A 20,485-nucleotide genomic window follows, 5' to 3' on the forward strand; every position below is an offset into this window, starting at 1 on the left:
CTGAACCGAAGGTCAGGCCTGCTTGAAACCGCGAAGCGCCTCGCTGACCGCACTGCCCTGACGGAAGCCCGCCTCGGCGGCTGCAGAACGTACAGCCGGGTCGGTGGGGTCGGGTCCGATGGCCGACAGCGTGTCGGCGTCGGGCCGGATGACCTCGACGCTCGAACCTCCCGCGATCAAGCGTTCGCGCTCGGCCGCCGATGGATCCTGCCCGGCATCGACGACGCCGACCTGCAGGATCAGGACTTTCGCGAAACCGACTGCGAGGTCGGCATTTTCGCTGGATCGGACGCCGCCGTCGATGTAGCGATGCACGCCTATCGTCACCGGCGGCCACATTCCCGGGATGGCGCAACTGGCTGCGACGGCGTCGACCAATCTCACTCCGGAATCGCGATTCAGCACTCGATGTCGGCCCGATTCCGCGTCCACCGCCACGACCCTGAGATCACGATCCGGCCACTCGTGCGACGGCAGCCTGTGTGCGATCACCGCACGTCGCTCCGCTTCGGACGGTGTCGACGCCGCGAGAGCGGCAGTGCCGACGTAGCGGGCGAAGCGCTGTCGGTCGCCTGCTGCCCGCTCGGCGGCCGCGTCGAGCAACTCGTTCAGCGAGTCGATCGACACATTCGGACGTGGCTCGTCGATCTGCAGTTCGGGCCGAACCTGCCTGTCGTAGAGGTCTGCGAGCGACACTCCACTGCTGACCTGGGCTGCGACGGCCGCTCCCGCCGAAGTGCCGAGCAGCATGTCCGACCAGTCGGGGCCGGTCACGTCGACACCGGCGTGGGCCAGTCCGTGAAGCAGGCCCGTCTGCCATGCGATTCCGGCGACCCCACCGCCGCCGAGAACCAACGCTGTGCGCGACACATTCATCCCCTTCGATACGAACATCCCCGGCTACGTTCTTCGAGCCCCAGGCACAGAACCTACTACCTCGGTGTCGAATCACCCGCGGAGCGAGACTGCCGATTCACACGCGGAGCGAGCCACGCGACCAGATCGGCGAGGACCTGCTCACGTTCGGGTTCGTTGAAGACCTCGTGGAACAAGCCGTCGTACACCTCGAGGGTGAGGTCGGTGGAGCCGGCTCTCTCGGCGATCATCCGGCTGCCTGCCACGTCGGCGAGCTTGTCCTCGCTGCCGTGCTGCAGCAGCACCGGCAGCGTCAACGACGGCAGGGCAGCCGGGAAACTTTCCATCGCGCCGACGAGGTGGCTGGCCAGCCCGGCAGGAACCTTCCCGTGATGCACGAGGGGATCCGCGTCGTACGCGGCGACGACGGCGGGGTCGCGCGAGACGTCGGCCGAGTCGAGTGCCTGAACCGGAACGGACGGCGCGATTCTGCCGAGAATCTTTCCGATCGGCACGAGGATCTTGGGTGTTCCGTCACCGAGCACCACTGCCGGGCCGGACAGCATGAGACCGTCGAGCTCGGCTTGATGCTCGAGTGCGTAGGACAGCGCGATAGCGCCGCCCATGCTGTGCCCGAGCAGGAATGTCTTGGTGTTCGGGTGCGCGGTGCGGGCGATGCGGAACAGTTCGTGCAGGTCGCTCACGTAATCCGACCAGTTCTTGGACTCGAGCCGTTTGCCACCCGACCGCCCGTGCCCTCGGTGGTCGATCGCGTACACGATTAGGCCGAGGTCGCCGAGCACAGCGGCAACGTGGTCGTAGCGTCGGGCATGCTCACCCAGTCCGTGGGACAGCACGACCAGCCCGGTAATCTCGGCATCGGGCGTCCAGACGTCGTAGACGATGTCGGTCCCGTGCCGGCCAACGAGCGAGAACTCGGCTCTGTCCACAGTGGTGCTCCTCACGTCGGGTCTGTGTGCCCATCCGATCACGTGGCTGGTTCGAACGACAATGGTGAGGACCTTTGCCCGAAAATAACTGTTACCTTTAGTCAGAGTAAATTTCTTGCGGTCGATTTTCCGAGAGGGGGTATGCGACCCTCATGAGCCAGCAGACTCCGAGCGTGCCGCTCACGTGGCGCGATCCCAAGAGATACCTGTGGCCTCTCGGCCTGGTGATCCCGCTCAGCCCGTTCATGGCCTGGGGCCTGGTCAGTTGGCTCGGCCCTGGCGCGTTCTGGCTGCTGGGCCTGGTGATCATGGGCATCGTCATCCCGCTCGTCGACGCCTTCTCCGGCGTAGACCGTCGTAACCCGCCCGTCGAAGCCGCCGAGGCGCTCGAGAAGGACAAGTACTACCGCTGGTGCCTGTATCTGCTGATCCCGCTGCAGTACGCCGGGCTGGTCCTGGCCTGCTACCTGTGGGCGCACGGACCTCTCGGAGTTCCGGAGCGTGTCGGGTTGGCGATCACCATCGGAATCGTCGGCGGAGTCGGCATCAACGCCGCGCACGAACTGGGCCACAAACGTGAGAACGTCGAGCGCTGGTTGTCCAAGGTGACATTGGCGCAGTCGTTCTACGGGCACTTCTACGTCGAGCACAACCATGGGCACCACGTGCGGGTGGCGACGCCGGAGGATCCTGCGTCGGCCAAGTACGGCGAGAGCTTCTGGAGGTTTCTTCCGCGGAGCATGATCGGCGGCATCGTCTCCGCGTGGGAGCTCGAGCAGCGCCGGCTTCATCGCATCGGCAAATCGCGCTGGACCGCCCACAATCACCTGTTCAACGCGGCGGCCATCTCGGTCGTGTTGTTCGCGGCTCTGATCGCAAGCTTCGGCTGGATCGTGGCGCCGTACCTGGTGCTGCAGGCAGTGATCGCGGTGATTCTCTTCGAGGCCGCGAACTACCTGGAGCACTACGGGCTGCTGCGGCAGAAGACGAAGCGCGGGCGGTACGAGCGCACCAACCACACCCACAGCTGGAACAGCGATCACCTGTGGAGCAACCTGTTTCTGTACCACCTCCAGCGGCACAGCGACCACCACGCCAACCCGGTGCGGCGGTACCAATCCCTGCGCAGCATGGACGATTCCCCGCAGCTCCCGGCCGGGTACGCAGTGATGATCTTCTGCGCACTCGTGCCTCCGCTGTGGCGAAAGGTGATGGATCAAAGGCTGATCGACTACTACGACGGGGACATGTCGCGCATCAATTCCTTGTGAGTGGAGTGCCCTAGTCGTCTGTCTGCGCCCGGAGGTACCGCCCGAAGTGGGGGACCGTGAAGGCGATGGTTCCCCGCTCGGCGGAGTAGATCAGGCCCTTCTTGATGAGCCCGTCCCGTGCGGGGGACAACGACGCGGGCTTGCGGCCCAGCTCGGTGGCCACCGCGGATGTCGGCACCGACGCATCGTCGCCCGAAAGATCGGCCATCGCGCGCATGTACTCGCGCTCCGCTGGGGTTGCCCGCTCGTACCGCGAACCGAAGAATCCGACCGCCAGCTCTTCCTCCGCGGTCGGCGCCGCGACACGAACGTCCTCGGCGGTGATCGGTGTTTCGGCCGCGAGATCCCACGTCGCCTTGCCGTACGCCTGCACGAAGTACGGGTATCCGTCCGCGGCGTCGTACAGCGCGTCGAGTGCCTCGGTGGTGAACTCGACGTCCTCGCGATCCGCAGGAGCGATCAGCGCAAGATCAGCCGCGGTCCGTTCCAGCCTGCCGATGCGGTGATAGCTGAACAGCCGCTCCGAATAGCTCTTCGACGCGGAGAGGACTGCAGGCAGATGCGGCAGCCCTGCGCCGACGATGATCAGCGGCGCCGCGTCCTGACTCAGCTCGTGGCAGGCCGCGCACAGCGCCGAGATGTCGGCAGGCCCGAGATCCTGCATTTCGTCGATGAAGATGGCGATGCCTACGCCGACGTCCCCGGCCAGCGCCGACGCGTCGAGCAGCAGTTCGACCAAGTCGATCTCGATGTCACCCGAGTCGGCTCGTCCGGTCTTCGCCGGAACGTCGATGCCGGGCTGCCAACGCTCGCGCATGCCCTTGTCCGCCGACGCTCGGAGCGCGAACGCCTTGAGCACTCCGAGAAACTCGTCGACGCGCTCGGGATCCCGGTGCGACGCGGCGATTCCTCGGACGGCCATGTGTAGTGCCGACGACAGTGGCCGTCGCAGCTCCTGGTCCGGCCGCGCTTCGATCTTGCCGGTGCCCCATCCTCGCGCGACGGCCGCCGAACGCAAGTGATTCAGCAATACCGTTTTCCCGACGCCTCGCAGACCCGTCAGTACGACGCTTCGCTCCGGACGGCCACGGGTGATGCGCTCGAGTACGACGTCGAAGGCGTCGAGTTGCTTCTTTCGCCCGGCGAGTTCGGGCGGACGTTGACCTGCGCCGGGAGCGTAGGGGTTACGCACGGGGTCCATGGGGTCAAAGTAACAAGTGGGATTGCTCTTTATGGGTACATCTAGGCCGTGTCCTAGAGAGTGTTATCGAGGCCTAGCAACTTCATCGCGCCGTATCGGGCACTATCGGCTGGCCGCTAGACACCGTTAGACGACCGAATTCTTGCTCTGCACGGGCAGGCGAGAGTACTTTGACACTCGTGCAGAAGTTTCTCGTAGTACACCGCCGTAGCGGGGTCTGATTCGGACCGACCCCCGCTGCGGGTCGTTGTGCTACCTATCTCGGTCCTTCCTTCACATTCGGAAAGACCACTTCCATGAACGCTCTCCCCTGCACCTCTTCCGCCCCGTCGTCTGCCAGCGAGTCCTTCGCGTCGCGTTTCGGCGGCATTCTCCCGCCGGAACTGACGGCCTCCGCGCAGGCCATGACCTGGTCGGAGTTCCGTGCCGAGTTCAGCGGCGCCTCGGGTCCGATCCGCCTGGGCAGCTGGCAGGAATCCGACGCGCGAGGCGGCCGGAAGACCTTCGATGCGACCTTCGGGATCGGCGACTCCATTCACTCCACGACGGCAACCAGCTTCGGCCCGATCGACGCGTTGACGTCGATGCTCTACGACGCAGGCATCCACATCGAGATCACCGCGTTCCACCAGCAACCGCTGGGCCTGCATGAGCTTCTGCACGGCTCGACGGCGACCTTCGTCCAGTGCGACATCGACGGTCGACGCGAATGGGCGATGGCCATCGACGCGAGCAGCGTCGAATCATCGATCAGGGCCGTCATCGGCGCAGCCAACCTACTACTCGACCGGCGCAGGGCTGCACGTCCGTCTCTGGATGGTTCTACACCTCTATCGGCTGCGCGCTAGATATTCGTAGAAGGCGATAGCAACGCTCACTATCGCCTTCTACGGCTTTCTTCCATGGACACTAGAAACATGTAGAAAGCGTTACGGCATTTCCATCGTCTCGGCCCGCCGAATCTCGCCGACCGCGCGTTGGATGTAGCCCTGGGCCGCGACCTTTCGCCTGACCAGCAAGTCGGTGATGATCAGGATCGCGTGCTCCGGCCGGGGAAACGGCCGTTGCTCCGCGGCCTCCTGCATGTGATCGGCGACGCCGAGCGCCCCCGTCAGCACCTCGACGAAGCCGGGAACGTCCAGATCCTCGTACCACGCGGCCGACGCCCGGACCGCGCTCGTCAATGCATCCTGGACGTCCTCGCCGGTGAGACCGTCGGGATGCAGTTCTTCGAGTAGCGAACGCACCATCTCGGCGTGGATCGAGGAGACCTGGGCTCTGTCCTCGGAGTCGAGACTCCGCGCGGCGTCGTCGAAGTCGCCTTTCGAGCGGGCGCGTGCCGCGGTGATTGCGTCATCGGTTGCGTCGGCGATCGCGCGTACGGTCGGCGGCCAGTCGGAGTTCTCGATCACCGGTCGATTCTCGCAGGCAGGACCGACAGTTCGTGTACATGTAACCCGGATTCATACTAAAGTCGAGTGCATGAACACCGCTATGGACCGCAGAATCGTCGTCAACGAGGGCATGCACCTCGCCGTGTTCGAGACCGGCAACCCGGACGGTGAGACGATCGTGCTGGTTCACGGCTGGCCCGACACGCACGAGTTGTGGAGCCACATCGTCCCGCTCCTCGAAGAGGACTATCGCGTCGTGTCCTACGACGTGCGCGGAGCAGGCGAGAGCACGATTCCTCAGGAGCGGTCGGCATACCGGCTCCGCAACCTGGCCTCCGACTTCTATGCAGTGATCGACGCCGTCAGCCCGGACCGGAAAGTCCACGTCCTCGCGCACGACTGGGGCGCAGTCCAGGCCTGGGAAGCAGCGGCCGAGCCACACGCCATCGACCGCATCGCCTCCTACACATCCATTTCCGGTCCCAACCTCGACCACCTCGGCAAATGGTCGCGCTCGCGCCTCGCGAAACCGACGGCGGAGGGCATACGACACGTCCTCGCCCAGGTGCGCGCCTCCTGGTACACGGTCACGTTCCATATCCCCGGACTGTCGACGCTGCGAATCAAACGCCAGTTCGCCAAAGGGTGGCCCGCGTTCCTGCAGGAGTTCTCGGGCGTCGATCCTGCTCTGGTGACACAGAATTCGACCCTGTGGTCCGATGCAACCAACGGCACCAACCTCTATCGCGCCAACATCGTTCCACGACTGACGAAGCCGCGGGAACGCTACGTGGACATCCCCGTCCAACTGATCGTGAACACCGAGGACGTCGCCGTGCGCCCGTACCACTACGCGGACACAGGCAAGTGGGTGAAGAACTTGACTCGCAACGACATTCCAGCAGGCCACTGGTCGCCGATCTCCCACGCGCGCGACATCGCGGAACTCACCAAGACATACATCGCCGGACTGGCCGCTGAGTAGCCGGCCGTCGACCGAAGAACATCTCAGGGCGCGAGAACCAGCTTGTGCCGCACCGATGATGCTCGGCTCCATGCCTTCTCGACGTCGGACAGCGGAACTTCCTCGTACTCGATCCGAAGCTTGCCTTCGGCTGCCCAGTCACTGATCCGACGGTAGGCGTCGACCACCGCTTGCGGCCCGTGGTGAATCGGCATGAACCCTGCGACTGTCGCTCCCAGTGCCCTCATGAGCTGTGCCGGGATCGTGATGTCGGCTCCGGCTCGGTCGCCGATCTGAATGGACCGCACGCCTCGGTTTCCCGCCCGAAGCGCGGCGAGTGCCACAGTGCCCCAGGTGTAATCGAGGATCACGTCGACGCCTCCGGACGCGTCGCGGATCGCTGCCGTCAGGTCGCCTTCGGTCGAGCCGACGGCGACCACACCGGTGGCGCCGAGTTCCAGCGTCGCCTCCAATGCCTGCCGGTCGCGTCCGACGACCGTGATGGACCCGGCGCCGAGCAAGGACGCAGCCTGCACGGCGATGCGCCCGACCACGCCGGTGCCGCCCAGGATGACGACGCTCTCGCCTGCCTTCAGGTGCGCCCCCTCGACGAGCGGCATACTTCCCGCCAGGCCTGCGTTTCCCAAGGTCGCGGCGGTTCCGAAGTCCAGGCCGTCCGGAATGTCGATCAGGTTGCCCACGGGTACGGGCGCGAACTCGGCCATCGAACCGAACGGAGCCCGCGGCAGGGAGAAGTACACCCGACGTCCGTCGGCGGTGACACCACCGCCTTCGATGCCTGCGATCACGGGCAGGGTTCGCGGGCTCAGGTAGTGCCCGCCCGAGGCGATGGCAATATCGACGGCATTGATCGTGGCCGCTTCCACCCGAAGCACCTCGATGCCCTCCGCACCCGTCGGGTCCTCGTGATCGGCGAACCTCGGAATCCCGTACTCGGTCAGAACTGCTGCTTTCACGACGTGCCTCCACCCATCGTCCGCACCCTCACGCGGGTGACTGAATCGGTATTCACTGAATCTAGATTCAGTCTGTACGCTACACATGTAGCTGTCAACCGAAAGGGCGCATGTGCCGACCACTTCACGCGAGCTTCAAGCCGCCCGAACCCGCACGGAACTCGAGCACGCCGCGCGCGTCGTGTTCGCGCGGACGGGATACCTCGCGGCCAAGATCACCGACATCACGCGCGAGGCCGGCCGGTCGACGGGGTCGTTCTACAACCATTTCGACAGCAAGGACGCACTACTGCTCGCCCTCGCCGAACGGCTCGGCGAGGAAGCCGACGCGATAGTCGCCGCGCAGGATCCGGTCGCACGAACCGCGCGAACCATGCGTCCCCACCTCGAGGTGTTCTGGCGGATCTTCGGCGAGAATCGAACAGTCATCGACGCGCTCCGCGACGCAGCCCTCGTCAACGACGAACTCTCCTCCCGTGTCGAAGAATTCACCATCCTGCAGTTCGAGCCGTGGGTCGACAGACTGCGCGGATTCGAGAGCGACGGCGTCGAGCTGCCGGCGTCACCCGCGGTGACGGCGCAGCTCGTAGCCGGCGCCGCCGAGTCGTTCGCACGCCGATGGACGGGCGAACCGTCGCACGGACTCGATGCGCTCGTCGACTTCGTCGATCGCGCAGTCTTCGGTCCACTCGTGAACACACGCCCCGATCAGGCGAGGTGACCACGCAGCGTGTCGGAGGTGTAGTCCCTACGGAAGAGCCCCCGCGACTGCAGGACAGGTACCACATGGTCGACGAAGTCGTCCAAACCGTCCGGATACAGCGGGGGCATCAGGTTGAAGCCGTCCGCTGCACCGCCGTCGATCCAGGCCTCGATCTCGTCGGCGATGGACTCGGGAGTGCCGATCATCGTCGCGTGGCCGCCGCCTGCGGCGAGCGTGCCGAGCAGCTCACCGACGGTCGGGGAGTCCTTCGCGATGATCCGAAGGATGGTCTCGTACCGTCCGTGGGGCCCGGTGAATTCCTCGATGGGAGGCAGTGAAGGGACAGGAGCATCGAGTTCCCACGCACTGCAGTCTTGTTCGACGAACGTGCTCAGTTGTTTCAACGACTGCTCCACCGGCAACAAGGCGTCGAGCTCGTCCTTCTTCGCTCTCGCCTCGGCTGTGGTCGATCCGACGTAGGTCACGAGGCCGGGCATGATGCCGACGGACGCCGGTTCCCGTCCAGCGCTGCGGACCCGCGCCTTCACATCTGCGTAATACGCTGCGCCGGAGTCGATATCGTAGGCAACTGCATAGATCGCCTCGGCGTAGCGGGCGGCCAGATCCCGGCCCTGCCCCGACGCGCCCGCCTGGAACAGCACCGGCCGGCCTTGCGGCGAACGAGGGACCGTCAGTGGACCGTCGACCCGGAAATGTTTGCCCGAGTGGTCGATCCGGTTCACCTTGTCCGGATCGGCGTACACGCCGTCACGGTCGAGCACGAGCGCGTCGGCGTCCCACGTGTCCCACAGAGCGAGGGCGACGTCGACGAACTCCTCGGCACGCGCGTATCGCTCACCGCGAGGAGGGATCTCGTCGAAGCCGTGATTGCGTGCCTCGGCGTCGAACATCGAGGTGACGACGTTCCATCCGGCACGTCCGCCGCTGATGTGGTCGAGGGAGGCGAGCAGGCGCGCGGCGTGGAACGGCGTGTAGAACGTGGTGGACACCGTGGTCACCAGACCGATGTGCGTCGTCGCCCGCGCCATCGCCGTCATCGCGGTGATCGGTTCCAGAAACCATGTTCCCGCTCCTGCCGGGTCACGCACCGAGTGGCCGTCGGCGAAGAACACCGCATCGAGCTTGCCGCGCTCCGCCGTTTGTGCGAGCTTCTCGTAGTACCCGATGTCGCCCAGATCCTCGACGCGCGAACGCGGATGTCGCCAGGCGGCGCTGTGGTGACCGCAGTTGTACAGGAAGGCGTTCAGATGCATCATCAGTCCTTGACCAATCCACCGTCCACGACGAGATTCTGGCCGGTCACCGAACGGGACCACGGCGATGCGAAGAACAGCAACGCATCGGCGAACTCCTCGGGCGTCACCACACGCTTCAGTGGAGTGGAGGCGGCGATGAAATCGAAGACCTCCTCCGGCGTCGCGGCGCTCGCGTCGGTGGTGCGCAACAGGCCGCCGGACACCATGTTGACGGTGATGCCGTCGCCGCCGAGGTCGGCCGCAAGCGTCCTGGTCAGGGACAGAAGCGCGGCCTTCGATGCCGTGTAGTCGTGATACGGCACCACCGGGTTCTGAAACAGGTTGGTGCCGACGTTGACGATCCGGCCCGATCCGGCGGCCCGCATACCCGGCACCGCGCGCTGAGTCGTGTTGAGTGCGCCGCGCACTGCGCCTTGGAACTGGGCGTCGAACTGGTCCCAGGAGATGGTGTCCGCCTTGCTGCGCGCGTCACCGTCGAACGAGAAATCGGCGAGAGCATTGTTGACGACGGTGGTCACCGACGTGCCGAAATGCTGCTCGGCTGCGGTGAACAGGGCGTCGACCTGGGCGGGATCGGTGACGTCGGCAGCGACGGCCACACCACCGATCTCCGACGCCAGTGCCTCCGCAGCCTCGCGGCTACGTCGATAGTTGACGACGACGCGTGCTCCCTGCGCAGCGAACGCGCGGGCCACTGCGGTTCCCAGGCCCCGTCCGGCTCCGGTGACGACGACGGTCTGACGATCGAAGTTCATGCGTGTGCCTCTCGCTCGGCGGACACCACGAACGTGAGGATGCACGGACACCCAGATAAAACTTTCGATCCGCGCTGACATCCCTACGCTGGTGTTGACCAGATCAGGTTCGACGGGTGTGTTCTCAGCCGCGTCGGTGCGGCACCCCGTGTCGACTGCACACTGTAGTCCCTTCGCGGGGCACTACCGTTTATCACTCCTTCTACGGCGATCTATCGAAATTTGTAGAGAGTGATAGATCGTCCTACGGTCGAGCTAGCCGATGACCGCCCATCCGTGTGCCGGCACCATCGTCCGTCCCCCGTCCACGGAGGCAACACCTGCCAGGACTTCACCGGAGATGCGGTAGTCGACGGTGTCGTCGCCGAGATTGAGCGCGACGTGCAGTGCGTTGTCGCCACTGTGGACCCGATAGAGCATCGCGGTGTTGGCCAGCTCGACGGTCTCGGTTTTCGCAGTGTGCAGCCACGGAGCGCGTCGACGTAGTCCGATCAGTTCCTGGTGCAGGTGGAACGTCGACCATCCCGCCGAATCGAGTTGCTCACGGGTCATGGGGAACTCGGGCCGGACGTCGTCGTCGCCGCCGACGCGCTCCTCCTTGACGCCGCGGAATCCCTGCTCGTCGCCGTAATAGATCATCGGTGTTCCACCAGTGGTGAACAGCGTGACGAGCGCGTGGGGGAGATGCCGTTCGTCGGAGATGGTGCTGGCGATGCGATTGACATCGTGGTTGCCCACGAACGTGGCGGGCACGAAGGTGTCGAGCCACTCGTTGTGGCGACCGAGGGCGTGCGAGAGCTCGAAGAAGTTCTGCTCCGCGATTGCACTCCACGTCGCCTTCCACAGCTCGTACTGGGTCACCGAGTCCAGCGAGCTCCGCTGCACGATCTGTGCGTAGTCACCGTGGATGACCTCGCCGAGGAAATACGCGTCGGGGAACCGTTCGCGGACCCGCGGTAGTACGGTCGCCCAGAACTCCGGCGGCACAGCATATGCCGCATCCAGACGCCATCCGTCGGCGCCGCGGCCGAGCCAGTGTTGCATGACGTCGACGACGTAGTCCTGCACTGCCGCGCTGCTGTGGTCGAGCGCGACGAGTTCGTCGTGACCTTCGAAGTTGCGGTGACGCCCGGAGGCGTCGAGATGAAACCAGGATGCCGCGTCGGAGTCCCCGGCAAGAGCGCTCTGGAACCGTGGAAAGCTCTGCCCCACATGATTGAAGACACCGTCGAGCATGACCCTGATTCCCCGGCCGTGCGCTCGGTCGATCAGAGTGTCGAAGTCCTCGTCGGTACCGAGCCGCTCATCGACACGCAGGTGGTCGACGGTCTCGTACCCGTGGCCTTCCGAGGCGAAGATGGGACCGAGTGCGACACCGGATGCCCCGAGTTCCAGTGCGTAGTCGAGCCATTCGACCACCTTGAGCAACCGATGCTCCTCGGCCAAGGAGGTTCCGTCCCACTCTCGCACCGGCGCACCGGCGAATCCGAGAGGATAGACATGCCACCAGATTGCGTGCTCGACCCAGGACGGACTCATGCGCGCACCACGGATTCGCGGCCGAGTTCGCCGGCACCGGTGTGCCCGGACAAGCTGGTGACCAGATCGAATTCGGCGAGGATGCAGCGTAGTACGTGCTCCACGCCCTCCTGCCCGCCGAGCGCAAGGCCGTACAGGAACGGCCGGCCGAGCAGTACCGCGTCCGCTCCGAGCGCAAGCGCCTTGGCCATGTCCGCACCCGTGCGCACACCGGAGTCGAACAAGACCGTCACCTGGTCACCTACGGCGTCGACGATGGCAGGCAGCGCGTCCAACGATGCTCGTGCGCCGTCGATCTGGCGCCCACCGTGATTGGACACCACGATGCCGTCGACTCCGTGCTCGACGGCCGACCTCGCATCTCCGACGGTGCAGATCCCCTTGAGGACGATCGGACCGTCCCAGTGATCCCGCAGGAACTTCAGCTGACCCCAGTTCAGCCCCGGATTGGGGAACATCTTGGCCCAGTGCATCGCCGCAGCAATGGGATTGGTCTCCACGGGCTGCTCGAGACCGGCCTTGAACGCCGGATCGGTGAGATAGTTCTCGATGCCGAGGTTGGCGAGAAAGGGGAGATAACCGCGGTCGAGGTCCGCCGGACGCCATCCCAGCAGGGTCGTGTCCAGGGTGAGCACGAGCGTCGTGAAGCCGGTGGTCTTTGCCCGATCCAGAAAGCTCAGAAGCACCGATTCATCGGTGGGCCAGTACAACTGGTACCACCGCGGTGCGTCGCCACCAGCTTCCGCCACTTGCTCGAACGAGTGCGACGCCTGCGTCGAGTGGATGTACGGAATGCCGAGCGCCGCTGCGGCTCGTGCGGTGGCGAGCTCACCGTCGGGATGGGCGAGGGTCTGAATTCCCACCGGAGCGATCAACACAGGCGCGGGTAGCTCCGTACCGAGCACCGTGACCGAGTGATCCCGCTCGCCCGCACTACGCAACATACGCGGTGCAATGCGCCACCGGTCGAACGCTTCTCGATTGGCCCGGGCCGTCGAACCACTACCGGCGCTGGCGACGATGTACCCCAGCGCCTCGGGCGTCAGCCTCGCCGCGGCCTGATCCTCGAGTTTCGCGAGGTTGGTGGTGATCTTCGGCTTCTGATCGGTGAACATGCCCTGGGCATAGATGCCGATCTGATGGTCACTGAAGTTCATGCTCCCCACCGTAGTGGGCGGCGGGAAGTGGACGGCACGAAATCCACCCGTCGAGCAGCGCAGCGCAGCGTGCGCGCAGGTCGGCTTCGTTATCAACCAGGTCTTTCCTGATGGCATCGACCATGTCCTGGTCCTGCTCGATACCGTCGCGCACCCACGCGTCGGCCCAGGAGTCGAAGACGTCGACGTCGATCTCGGGGTGGAACTGCAGTCCCAGGTGCCTGCCGTGCACGAAAGCCTGCTGGCCGGCACTGTTGCTCGCGATCACCGTCGCGGTGTCCGGCGCGACGAAGGTGTCGTCGTGATACTCCATCCACGGTCCGGGCCCGATCAGATCCGGGCGCGTCGAGCGGGTCTCGGTCAGGCCGTGTTCGGGGAACTGCGACCGCGTGACGGTTCCGCCCAGGATTCGCGCCAGCAACTGCCCACCGAAACAGACACCCAGAATCGGTACTTCCTTCTCGATGGCACGCTCGAGATAGTCGATCTCCGGGCCGATCCACGACGACTCTCCGTACGCGGCGTCCGGCGATCCCATGACGACCACCATCCCGGCGTCGTCCAGCGACGGCGGGGTATCGGCGTGCCCGTAGTCGAAGGAATGCACGTCGAGTCGGTATCCGCGACTCTCCAACTCGGGCGCGAGCGTACCGATGTTGCGTCGGCCCAGAGCCGGGTCACGATCGTGGACCAGAACGACTGCGCGCTTGTCGGTCGCGGAATCCTGTCGAGAATCGAACGTCATGAGGGACGAGGTTAGGACACGGTGCCGAACGGGACGTCCTCTGTACCGATACTGCCGTGTCGGTCGTGTGCTCTACGGTTGTTCTCCGTGCCACCACGTCGACGCAAACCCGCTTCCACCACTGCCCGCACGGTCGGCGCGGGCAAGAGCGCTGCCGCACGTAAGTTCAAGGCGTCGTCGGGAACCACCACCGCGAAGAAACGCACCACCACACGCAAGAAGCCGGTCCGTAAGACGGCGTCGCCGGATCTCCCGCTTCCCGATCCAGGCGAGCGCGTCTGGGTACTCGACGTCCCGTTCGAGGATCGCGCATTGGCATCGGCGTCGGGCGCCCGCTGGTATCCGGGCCCACGCGTGTTCGCGTACTACGGAACCGATCTGCCCGACGGGTTGGCCTCGTTCGAGTCCATGCCGTACAGCCTCCAGCGGTGGGTGGAGGACGACGCGAACGAAGAGTGGAGACCGGAGGTCGTCCACGAACGGTCGTTGACGCCTCGCGAGACGCAACTCGAGTCGGTGCGCCGGCAGCTGGGCGCGATGAACGCTGGGTTCCCGTACTTCGCGCAGATGGACTCGACGGGTCTCGGCAAGACTCTCGCCGTCTGCGAGGCCGTCCGGCAGGCAGGCTCGGCTCCGGACATCGGCACGGTTCTGGTCGTCGCACCCAAGGGCGCGCTTCCGGGCTGGCGACGGACCATCGCCGATACCGAGGCGGATCTCGATCCCGCGGATCGCAAGCGTTGGCTGCTGGTGACGTATCAGTCCACCAAGAAGTTGTTGACGGTTCCCGAGGACACGGACCTGGGCAAGCGCAAGAAGACTCAGAACAAACGCACGATCTCATTGGGCGAGTTGCGTTTCGACATCGACGTCGTCATCGCCGACGAGTCGCATGCGTTGATGAACATCGAGTCGCAGCAGTCGCAGATTCTGTGGCGGTATCAGGAGGCCGCGCGTGCGGTCGTGTGGATGTCGGCGACACCGGGGTATCAGCCGATGCACTTCGCGTACATGGCTCGCGCGATCGAGCAGAGCCGGGCGGCCGGTCCCATCGTCGGCGACGAGGAGGTCCTCGGGTACGGCGTGACCACCAAGTGGGCAGAATTCCTGATCGAGCAGGGATTCGCACTGAAGGAGGGCAAGGCGACCACCGGGCTGAAGACGTGGAGGTGGGAACCGGAGGACGCCGCGCAGCGTACGCGCGACATCGACACCATTCACCGGTGGCTCTCCGGAGGTGCTGTGCCGTGGTCGATCTCGCGGCCCTCGCCCCCGACGCCGCGTGAGCCGCTCGGCCAGGAACTCACTGCCGCGCAGAAACGCCTGTACAACTCGGCGTGGGTGGATTACCGCAAGGAGCTCGGCCTACCACTGTGGAAGTCCGTCGGCGGCAAGCGTGTGCTGCAGAAGAACCCGAGCACGAGAGCTGCGGCACTGCGGTTCCGTCAGAAATGCTCCTACCTGCGGATCCCGTCGACGGCCGATCAGGTTCGCGCGTGGATTCGCGACGGCAACCAGGTGTTCGTCTCCATGTTCTACCGCGAGTCGGTCGCCGGCCTCGCGGAGGCGCTCCGCGACGAAGGCCAGGAGGTCGCCGTCGTCGACGGCAGCATGAGCAGTCAGGACCAGGAGCACGAGATCCGACGCTTCCAGACCGGCGCTGCCCGGGTGATCATCTCGACCACGACGAGTGCGATCAACCTGCACTCGAACGAGCTGTTGCTTCCGGAGCGGACGGTGTCGACGTCGGCGCCGCGTGTGACCTTGATTCACGATCCACGATGGACACCGATCGAGATTCGTCAGATCGAAGGCCGAGCCAACCGCATCGACAAGGACCACGAGCACACGACGTCGACGTGCTATTACGGATACGCCGAGGGCACCGTCGAGGAGGAAATGGTGCTCACCGGGATCGAGCGCATCGCGGACCTGGGCTCCATCGTCGGTCAGGCCGACCTCATCGACCCGGAAGCATTCCTGGCGGCGCGGGCGGAGGCGGGATCGGCGTCGGGCGAATAACGTGGGGTAGTCGACCGAGCCACTACGCGAGGGGGAGTCATGAGTCCAGACAGTTCCGATCCGCACCGCTTCGATCCGCACGATCTGTTGGCCGAGGCACGTCTCGGCGTCCTGGCGACCATCAAGTCCGACGGTAGGCCGCAGCTGTCGCCGGTGACGCCGTACTACGACCGCGACGCCGGAATCGTCTACGTGTCGATGACCGACGGTCGCGCGAAGACCAAGAACATCCGGCGCGATGCTCGGGTGTCCATCGAGGTCACCAGCGCCGACGGCAGGTCGTGGGCCACGGTGGACGGGACCGGGACGCTGGTCGGGCCGGGAGCGGACGCGTCGAGCCCAGAAGTCGACGCACTGGTCGACTACTACCGAGCCGCCGCCGGAGAGCACCCCGATTGGGACGAGTACCGGTCCGTCATGGTGTCCGACCGCCGCGTGCTGCTGAAGCTTGCCGTCGAGCACGTCTACGGCCAGCGAATCGGCTGACGAACCAGCTGCCCGTCGGGAACCGGCTGCGTTGACTTCCGCGACATGAGTCTTGTGCCCACCCACACGCTGACAATCGGCGTGCTGGGTCCGATGCGTGCGCGCCTCGACGATCGCGACATCGACCTCGCCGGCCCCGGCCGACGCGCAGTACTGGCGCGACTCGTCCTCGCCAGGGGTTCGGTGGTGTCGACGGATCTGTTGATCGAGGATCTGTGGTCGGGTGAACCTCCCCCCAAAGCGCTGGCAGCCCTGCAGGTTCACGTGTCCAATCTTCGCAGGACCCTCGAGCCCGACCGCAGGCCTCGCACGCCGGCGACGGTTCTGGTCAGCTCCGCGCCGGGATACAGGCTGGTCCTTCCGACCGAGCAGGTCGACGTCTGGCATTTCGAATCCCTGGTCGTCGGCGGCATACGCGAGAGCGACCCGACATCTCGGCTCGGAAGGTTAGATCGTGCGCTCGCGTCGTGGTCGGGTAGCCCGTATCAGGGTCTCGCGGACACGCACTGGGCTGCAGTGGAGATCGCACGTCTCGACGAACTACGAAGCACGGCAGTCGAAGAACGGGCGCATACGCTGCTGGATCTCGGTGCTGCACCCACGGTCGTCATCGCCGATCTCGGGAGGCACGTCGCCGACAGTCCAGGACGTGAGCGCCCCGTCCACATCCTCGCTCTGGCGCAGTACCGCGCAGGGCGACAGGCCGACGCCCTCGATACCCTGAGCCGGGCGAGGAGATACCTGTCCGACGAACTGGGCATCGACCCCGGCCCCGAGTTGCGCACACTGGAACGCGCCATCCTTGCCCAGGATCCCGCGCTCGATGCACCGCACGTGGTCGACGCCGCTACCGCCCGTGTGTCGTTCCCTGCGCCCGCGCCCAAGGCCCCGGTGGTGAACTGCAGACCGGAGGAAACGCAGGTCGTCCTCGATGCTGCCCGTGGTGTCGAACACGGCTCGTTCGACATCGTCTGGCTGGGAGGCGAGCCGGGCCAGGGCAAGTCGACACTTGCCGACACCGTCGCGCACCACTTGGCTGCCCGCGGATGGACAGCGGCGTGGGGGTCGTGCCCGGAGGTCGACGGGACACCGCCGGGCTGGCCGTGGTCCGAAGTTCTAGCGTCCCTTCGGTCGCAGGCGCCAGTCCCCGGAGAGCTGCGGCAGATACTCGATCCCGCTTCGGCGTCCGATGATGTCGCCGTCGAGACATTCTGGCTGGCACGGGCTCTCATCGGCTATCTGACCCGTCTCTCGGCAACTGCACCGCTCGTACTCGTCTTCGACGATTGCCACCGAGCGGACGAGCTGACCATGCAGTTGCTCCGGCACCTGATTCTCGCTCCGAGGGGTGCGCGGGTGCTCATCGTCGCGACGTATCGAACCTCCGAGGTATCGGCCGAGCTGGACACGGTGTGGGCAGCAACGGCGGGCACTCCGTCGACCAAGATGCGCTTGACGGGGTTGACTCCCGGTGGTGTAGCGGAAGTCGCGAAGCAATCCGGCTACACGGACATGGACGCGGACGTACTCGACGTGCTCGCCGAAAGAACGGACGGCAATCCACTGTTCGTCCGTGAGTTCGCTCGGTTGATCGTGTCGGAAGGTGCAGCCGCGGCGCGCTCCTCGATTCCGGTGGAGATCGGTGAAGTCCTCCGGCGGCGCATCACCAGACTTCCCGAGAACAGCGTGCTGACACTCAGGCGCGCATCGGTTCTCGGCCGCGACGTCGATCTCTCCGTGCTCTCCGCGATGAGCGACAGGACCGAGGACGAGTTGATCGACGCACTGGAGCCGGCAGTCCTTGCCGGCCTTCTCACCGAGACCGACTCGGGGCGACTACGTTTCACCCATGCGCTCGTCCGCGACACGCTGTACACGGAACTGCCGCTGATGCGACGCACGCGGTTCCACGGCAATGCGCTACAAGTGCTCGCAGCCCGAACACCACACGATCCCGCACTTCTCGCTCACCATGCTGCACTGTCCGCAACTCCCACAACAGCACTCACGCTCGTGCCCTTCGTCGTGGACGCGGCCAGGCGGGCTGCAGCATTCGGTTCGCACCGAGAGGCGCTCGTACTGTGGAGCTCCGCCGTCGAACTGCACGAGAGCGCCGTCGACGGGTCCGAGACGGACCTGCTGGACATCCTGATTCCCTACGTCGGGTCGTTGGCGCGGGCGGGCGATACGGCGTCGGCGCGACGTCGACGGCGCCGAGCGGTGGACATCGCGTCGGCACCGGGGACCACAACGCACCTCGGGCGTCGCCGGTCGATCGACGCTCTCACATCCTGGTCCGCACCGGTCGTGTGGTCCATCCGGCCCGATGTCGTCGTCGATGCGTCCATCGTCGACCCCGTTCGAGCGTTGTTGCTGGATGCCGATATCGGTGTGGCTGATCGCGCACTGTTGCTGAGCACGCTCGTGTTCGAGATAGAGGGCAACGATGTCGCCGAGACAGTCGCCGCGGCGTCGGATGCGGTGCGTCACGCCCGACTGTCCCAGAACGACGCCGTTCTGTGCCGGGCACTCAATGCGTACGGTTACGCAACCCTCGGTCCTGATCTGGCGCACACTCTGTTCGCGACGAGCGAGGAACTGCTGTGTGCGGCGGTAGCCGACCCTGCATATCAATCTCTCGGTCACTACTATGCATTCTTGTCTCATTGTGCCGCAACGGAACTGGATGAAGCAGACGCGAGCGCCGCCGCCGTCATCATCCACGCCAGCGGGCAGCAGCTGGGTGAGATGCTGGGCGTCGTCCGGATCTACCGAGCCGCCTGCGACATCGCGTCCGGCCGCACCGACAGTGCGCTGCGCGGATACTCCGAGGCAGCGGCCCAGATGGTCGCCGGCGGCAGCGCGATCGCCCATCTGATCACCATGATCGGACGACTGGGCGTGGCAACGTATCTGGGCGATCTGGCACCGATGGTCGACGAGCTGAGCGCCATCGAGAACATGCGCCCCCAGAGCGTCCGGTACCCGCTGATCGTGGCATTGCTCGACTCGGGCGAGAAGCACAGGGCACGCGAACTCTGGCTCGACGCGGAGCCGTACGACAGGGATTACTACTGGCTCGGCATGACCGCCCACGCGGCCCGCGCCGCAGCGAGGCTCGGTGACCTGGAGGCGGCCACGAAACTGCACGACGAGCTCTCACCGTTCTCGGGTCGGATCGCGGGGTTCGACTCGGGCGCCTTCTACGCGGGCACGGTCGACTCCGCCCTGGCGGCAACGGCCGAAGCCCTCGGCGACACCGCTGCCGCCGAGGAGCTCCGAGCGCGTTCCGATGCCCTCCTCGAGTCACTTCGTCATCGGGTAGCTACGTCATCGGGTAGCTATGTCATCGGGTAGCTACGTCGACTCGTGAACTTGACTGCAGTCCGCGTGTGTCCGCTCCTGAGCTGTTGCCTTTGATCATCAGGACTCCGATTGCTGCGATGGCCAGGCCGCGGGGGATCTCGATGACGAGCCCGGACAGAACCGGGGCCTGAGGGATCGGCGTCAGGAGAATCAGTCCGCCGAGCGTCATCACCGCACCGATCCACAGCGGTACTGCACGAGACTTCAGTAGCGCGATTCCGATGATCAGCATGCTCACCATGAAGACCAGGCCCGCGAACAACTGCAGGTTCTGGAATGCCGGATCGGCGAACAGCGAATCGTCCGTCGGGATGAGGAAATGAGCGGTCTCGTGCTTGGCGGCTATCGGTACCGAGACGAATGCTTCGACGGTCAGATGCGGGAGGATCACGAGCATCCCACCGAAGAAGTAGAGAGCGAAGCCGATCAGGCCGAGCAGTCCTGTCTTCCTGGACACCCAGACGTAGACGGCGGGCAGCCCGAGGAATTGCAGCAGCGTCCCGATCAGCAGCAAGTACTGCGCGTACGGGTTGAAGGGTTCGCTGAGCGCTTCCACCGAATGCGCCCATCCGCCGACGACCGGATGCAGTGTTCCGCCGATCAAGTTGAAGACGAAGGCGACGACGACGGCGATACCGCTCAGCCTGTACAGGAGCGAAGGTGTGATGTTCATGGTCGACAGCGTCGCCCACTGCACTTGGTCGCCACTTGGCGAGAACTTTCGGCAGCTCACGTCAGCCGTAACCCGGAATAAGTAAGCCGACGTAACTATTGTACCTTTACAGAAAGGTAGTTCTAGGTTCAACTACCACTAGTTTCGATT

General features: G+C 65.2%; 18 protein-coding genes and 1 riboswitch. Of the genes, 7 read left to right on the forward strand and 11 right to left on the reverse strand.

Annotated elements, in window-relative coordinates; all coding sequences use genetic code 11:
• Nucleotides 1-12: 12 nt before the first annotated feature.
• Nucleotides 13-876, reverse strand: coding sequence for a patatin-like phospholipase family protein (locus tag CH290_RS19325; protein WP_230620953.1), 864 nt, complete (start codon nt 874-876; stop codon nt 13-15).
• Between the two features lie 56 nt (nt 877-932).
• Nucleotides 933-1,805, reverse strand: coding sequence for an alpha/beta hydrolase (locus tag CH290_RS19330; RefSeq protein ID WP_033189056.1), 873 nt, complete (start codon nt 1,803-1,805; stop codon nt 933-935).
• 152 nt (nt 1,806-1,957) lie between these two features.
• Between CH290_RS19330 and CH290_RS19335 the strand changes: the two genes are divergently transcribed.
• Nucleotides 1,958-3,076: an alkane 1-monooxygenase gene (locus tag CH290_RS19335; RefSeq protein WP_033189036.1), complete on the forward strand. Its 1,119-nt coding sequence runs from the start codon at nt 1,958-1,960 to the stop codon at nt 3,074-3,076.
• Between the two features lie 10 nt (nt 3,077-3,086).
• Here the strand turns inward: CH290_RS19335 and CH290_RS19340 are convergent, their stop codons facing one another.
• The gene (locus CH290_RS19340; RefSeq protein ID WP_019666979.1) at nt 3,087-4,277 is read right to left on the reverse strand and encodes an ATP-binding protein; all 1,191 of its coding nucleotides are present in this window, start codon (nt 4,275-4,277) and stop codon (nt 3,087-3,089) included.
• A 296-nt stretch (nt 4,278-4,573) separates the two neighbouring features.
• Here CH290_RS19340 and CH290_RS19345 point away from each other — a divergent pair, with 296 nt between their 5' ends.
• Complete coding sequence (locus tag CH290_RS19345) at nt 4,574-5,125, forward strand: alpha-isopropylmalate synthase regulatory domain-containing protein (RefSeq protein WP_020112465.1); 552 nt, start codon at nt 4,574-4,576, stop codon at nt 5,123-5,125.
• A gap of 81 nt (nt 5,126-5,206) precedes the next feature.
• On the opposite strand, the gene CH290_RS19350 is transcribed toward CH290_RS19345, so the two are convergent.
• Entirely contained in the window at nt 5,207-5,689 is a 483-nt protein-coding gene (locus CH290_RS19350) for a hypothetical protein (protein WP_020112466.1), read from the reverse strand.
• Between the two features lie 70 nt (nt 5,690-5,759).
• Here CH290_RS19350 and CH290_RS19355 point away from each other — a divergent pair, with 70 nt between their 5' ends.
• Nucleotides 5,760-6,656, forward strand: coding sequence for an alpha/beta fold hydrolase (locus tag CH290_RS19355; protein ID WP_033189037.1), 897 nt, complete (start codon nt 5,760-5,762; stop codon nt 6,654-6,656).
• 23 nt (nt 6,657-6,679) lie between these two features.
• Here CH290_RS19355 and CH290_RS19360 read toward each other — a convergent pair whose 3' ends face one another.
• Nucleotides 6,680-7,612 carry a quinone oxidoreductase family protein gene (locus tag CH290_RS19360; RefSeq protein ID WP_020112468.1) on the reverse strand — a complete coding sequence of 311 codons (933 nt, stop codon included), beginning with the start codon at nt 7,610-7,612 and terminating at the stop codon, nt 6,680-6,682.
• A 112-nt stretch (nt 7,613-7,724) separates the two neighbouring features.
• On the opposite strand from CH290_RS19360, the gene CH290_RS19365 reads away from it, so the two are divergent.
• Nucleotides 7,725-8,333, forward strand: coding sequence for a TetR/AcrR family transcriptional regulator (locus CH290_RS19365; RefSeq protein ID WP_033189038.1), 609 nt, complete (start codon nt 7,725-7,727; stop codon nt 8,331-8,333).
• Here CH290_RS19365 and CH290_RS19370 read toward each other — a convergent pair.
• From CH290_RS19370 to CH290_RS19390, 5 genes are all read right to left on the reverse strand, one after another.
• The gene (locus tag CH290_RS19370; protein WP_033189039.1) at nt 8,321-9,592 is read right to left on the reverse strand and encodes an LLM class flavin-dependent oxidoreductase; all 1,272 of its coding nucleotides are present in this window, start codon (nt 9,590-9,592) and stop codon (nt 8,321-8,323) included. The genes CH290_RS19365 and CH290_RS19370 overlap by 13 nt on opposite strands.
• A complete protein-coding gene (locus CH290_RS19375) occupies nt 9,592-10,347 on the reverse strand; it encodes a 3-oxoacyl-ACP reductase (protein WP_026348116.1) in 756 nt (251 codons plus the stop codon). Before CH290_RS19375 ends, CH290_RS19370 begins: the two co-directional genes overlap by 1 nt.
• Before the next feature lie 63 nt (nt 10,348-10,410).
• A riboswitch (TPP riboswitch) is annotated at nt 10,411-10,506 on the reverse strand.
• A 96-nt stretch (nt 10,507-10,602) separates the two neighbouring features.
• Entirely contained in the window at nt 10,603-11,886 is a 1,284-nt protein-coding gene (locus tag CH290_RS19380) for an alpha-amylase family protein (RefSeq protein ID WP_033189040.1), read from the reverse strand.
• Nucleotides 11,883-13,043 carry an alpha-hydroxy-acid oxidizing protein gene (locus tag CH290_RS19385; RefSeq protein WP_019666988.1) on the reverse strand — a complete coding sequence of 387 codons (1,161 nt, stop codon included), beginning with the start codon at nt 13,041-13,043 and terminating at the stop codon, nt 11,883-11,885. Before CH290_RS19385 ends, CH290_RS19380 begins: the two co-directional genes overlap by 4 nt.
• Nucleotides 13,030-13,788, reverse strand: coding sequence for a type 1 glutamine amidotransferase (locus CH290_RS19390; protein ID WP_033189041.1), 759 nt, complete (start codon nt 13,786-13,788; stop codon nt 13,030-13,032). Before CH290_RS19390 ends, CH290_RS19385 begins: the two co-directional genes overlap by 14 nt.
• A gap of 87 nt (nt 13,789-13,875) precedes the next feature.
• Here CH290_RS19390 and CH290_RS19395 point away from each other — a divergent pair, with 87 nt between their 5' ends.
• From CH290_RS19395 to CH290_RS19405, 3 genes are read left to right on the forward strand one after another with little or no spacing between them, the layout of a single operon-like run.
• Nucleotides 13,876-15,810 (forward strand): helicase-related protein, encoded by a 1,935-nt coding sequence (locus CH290_RS19395; RefSeq protein ID WP_230620949.1) that lies wholly within the window; start codon nt 13,876-13,878, stop codon nt 15,808-15,810.
• Nucleotides 15,811-15,849: 39 nt separating this feature from the next.
• Nucleotides 15,850-16,296, forward strand: a complete 447-nt coding sequence (locus CH290_RS19400) for a PPOX class F420-dependent oxidoreductase (RefSeq protein WP_019666991.1) — start codon at nt 15,850-15,852, stop codon at nt 16,294-16,296.
• A 45-nt stretch (nt 16,297-16,341) separates the two neighbouring features.
• Nucleotides 16,342-19,653 (forward strand): ATP-binding protein, encoded by a 3,312-nt coding sequence (locus tag CH290_RS19405; RefSeq protein ID WP_033189042.1) that lies wholly within the window; start codon nt 16,342-16,344, stop codon nt 19,651-19,653.
• Here CH290_RS19405 and CH290_RS19410 read toward each other — a convergent pair.
• On the reverse strand, nt 19,643-20,335 hold the full coding sequence (locus CH290_RS19410) for a hypothetical protein (protein ID WP_230595539.1): 693 nt from the start codon (nt 20,333-20,335) through the stop codon (nt 19,643-19,645). The genes CH290_RS19405 and CH290_RS19410 overlap by 11 nt on opposite strands.
• Nucleotides 20,336-20,485 lie beyond the last annotated feature (150 nt).

Source organism: Rhodococcus sp. 06-156-4, from assembly GCF_002259345.1.
GTDB lineage: Bacteria > Actinomycetota > Actinomycetes > Mycobacteriales > Mycobacteriaceae > Rhodococcoides > Rhodococcoides fascians_E.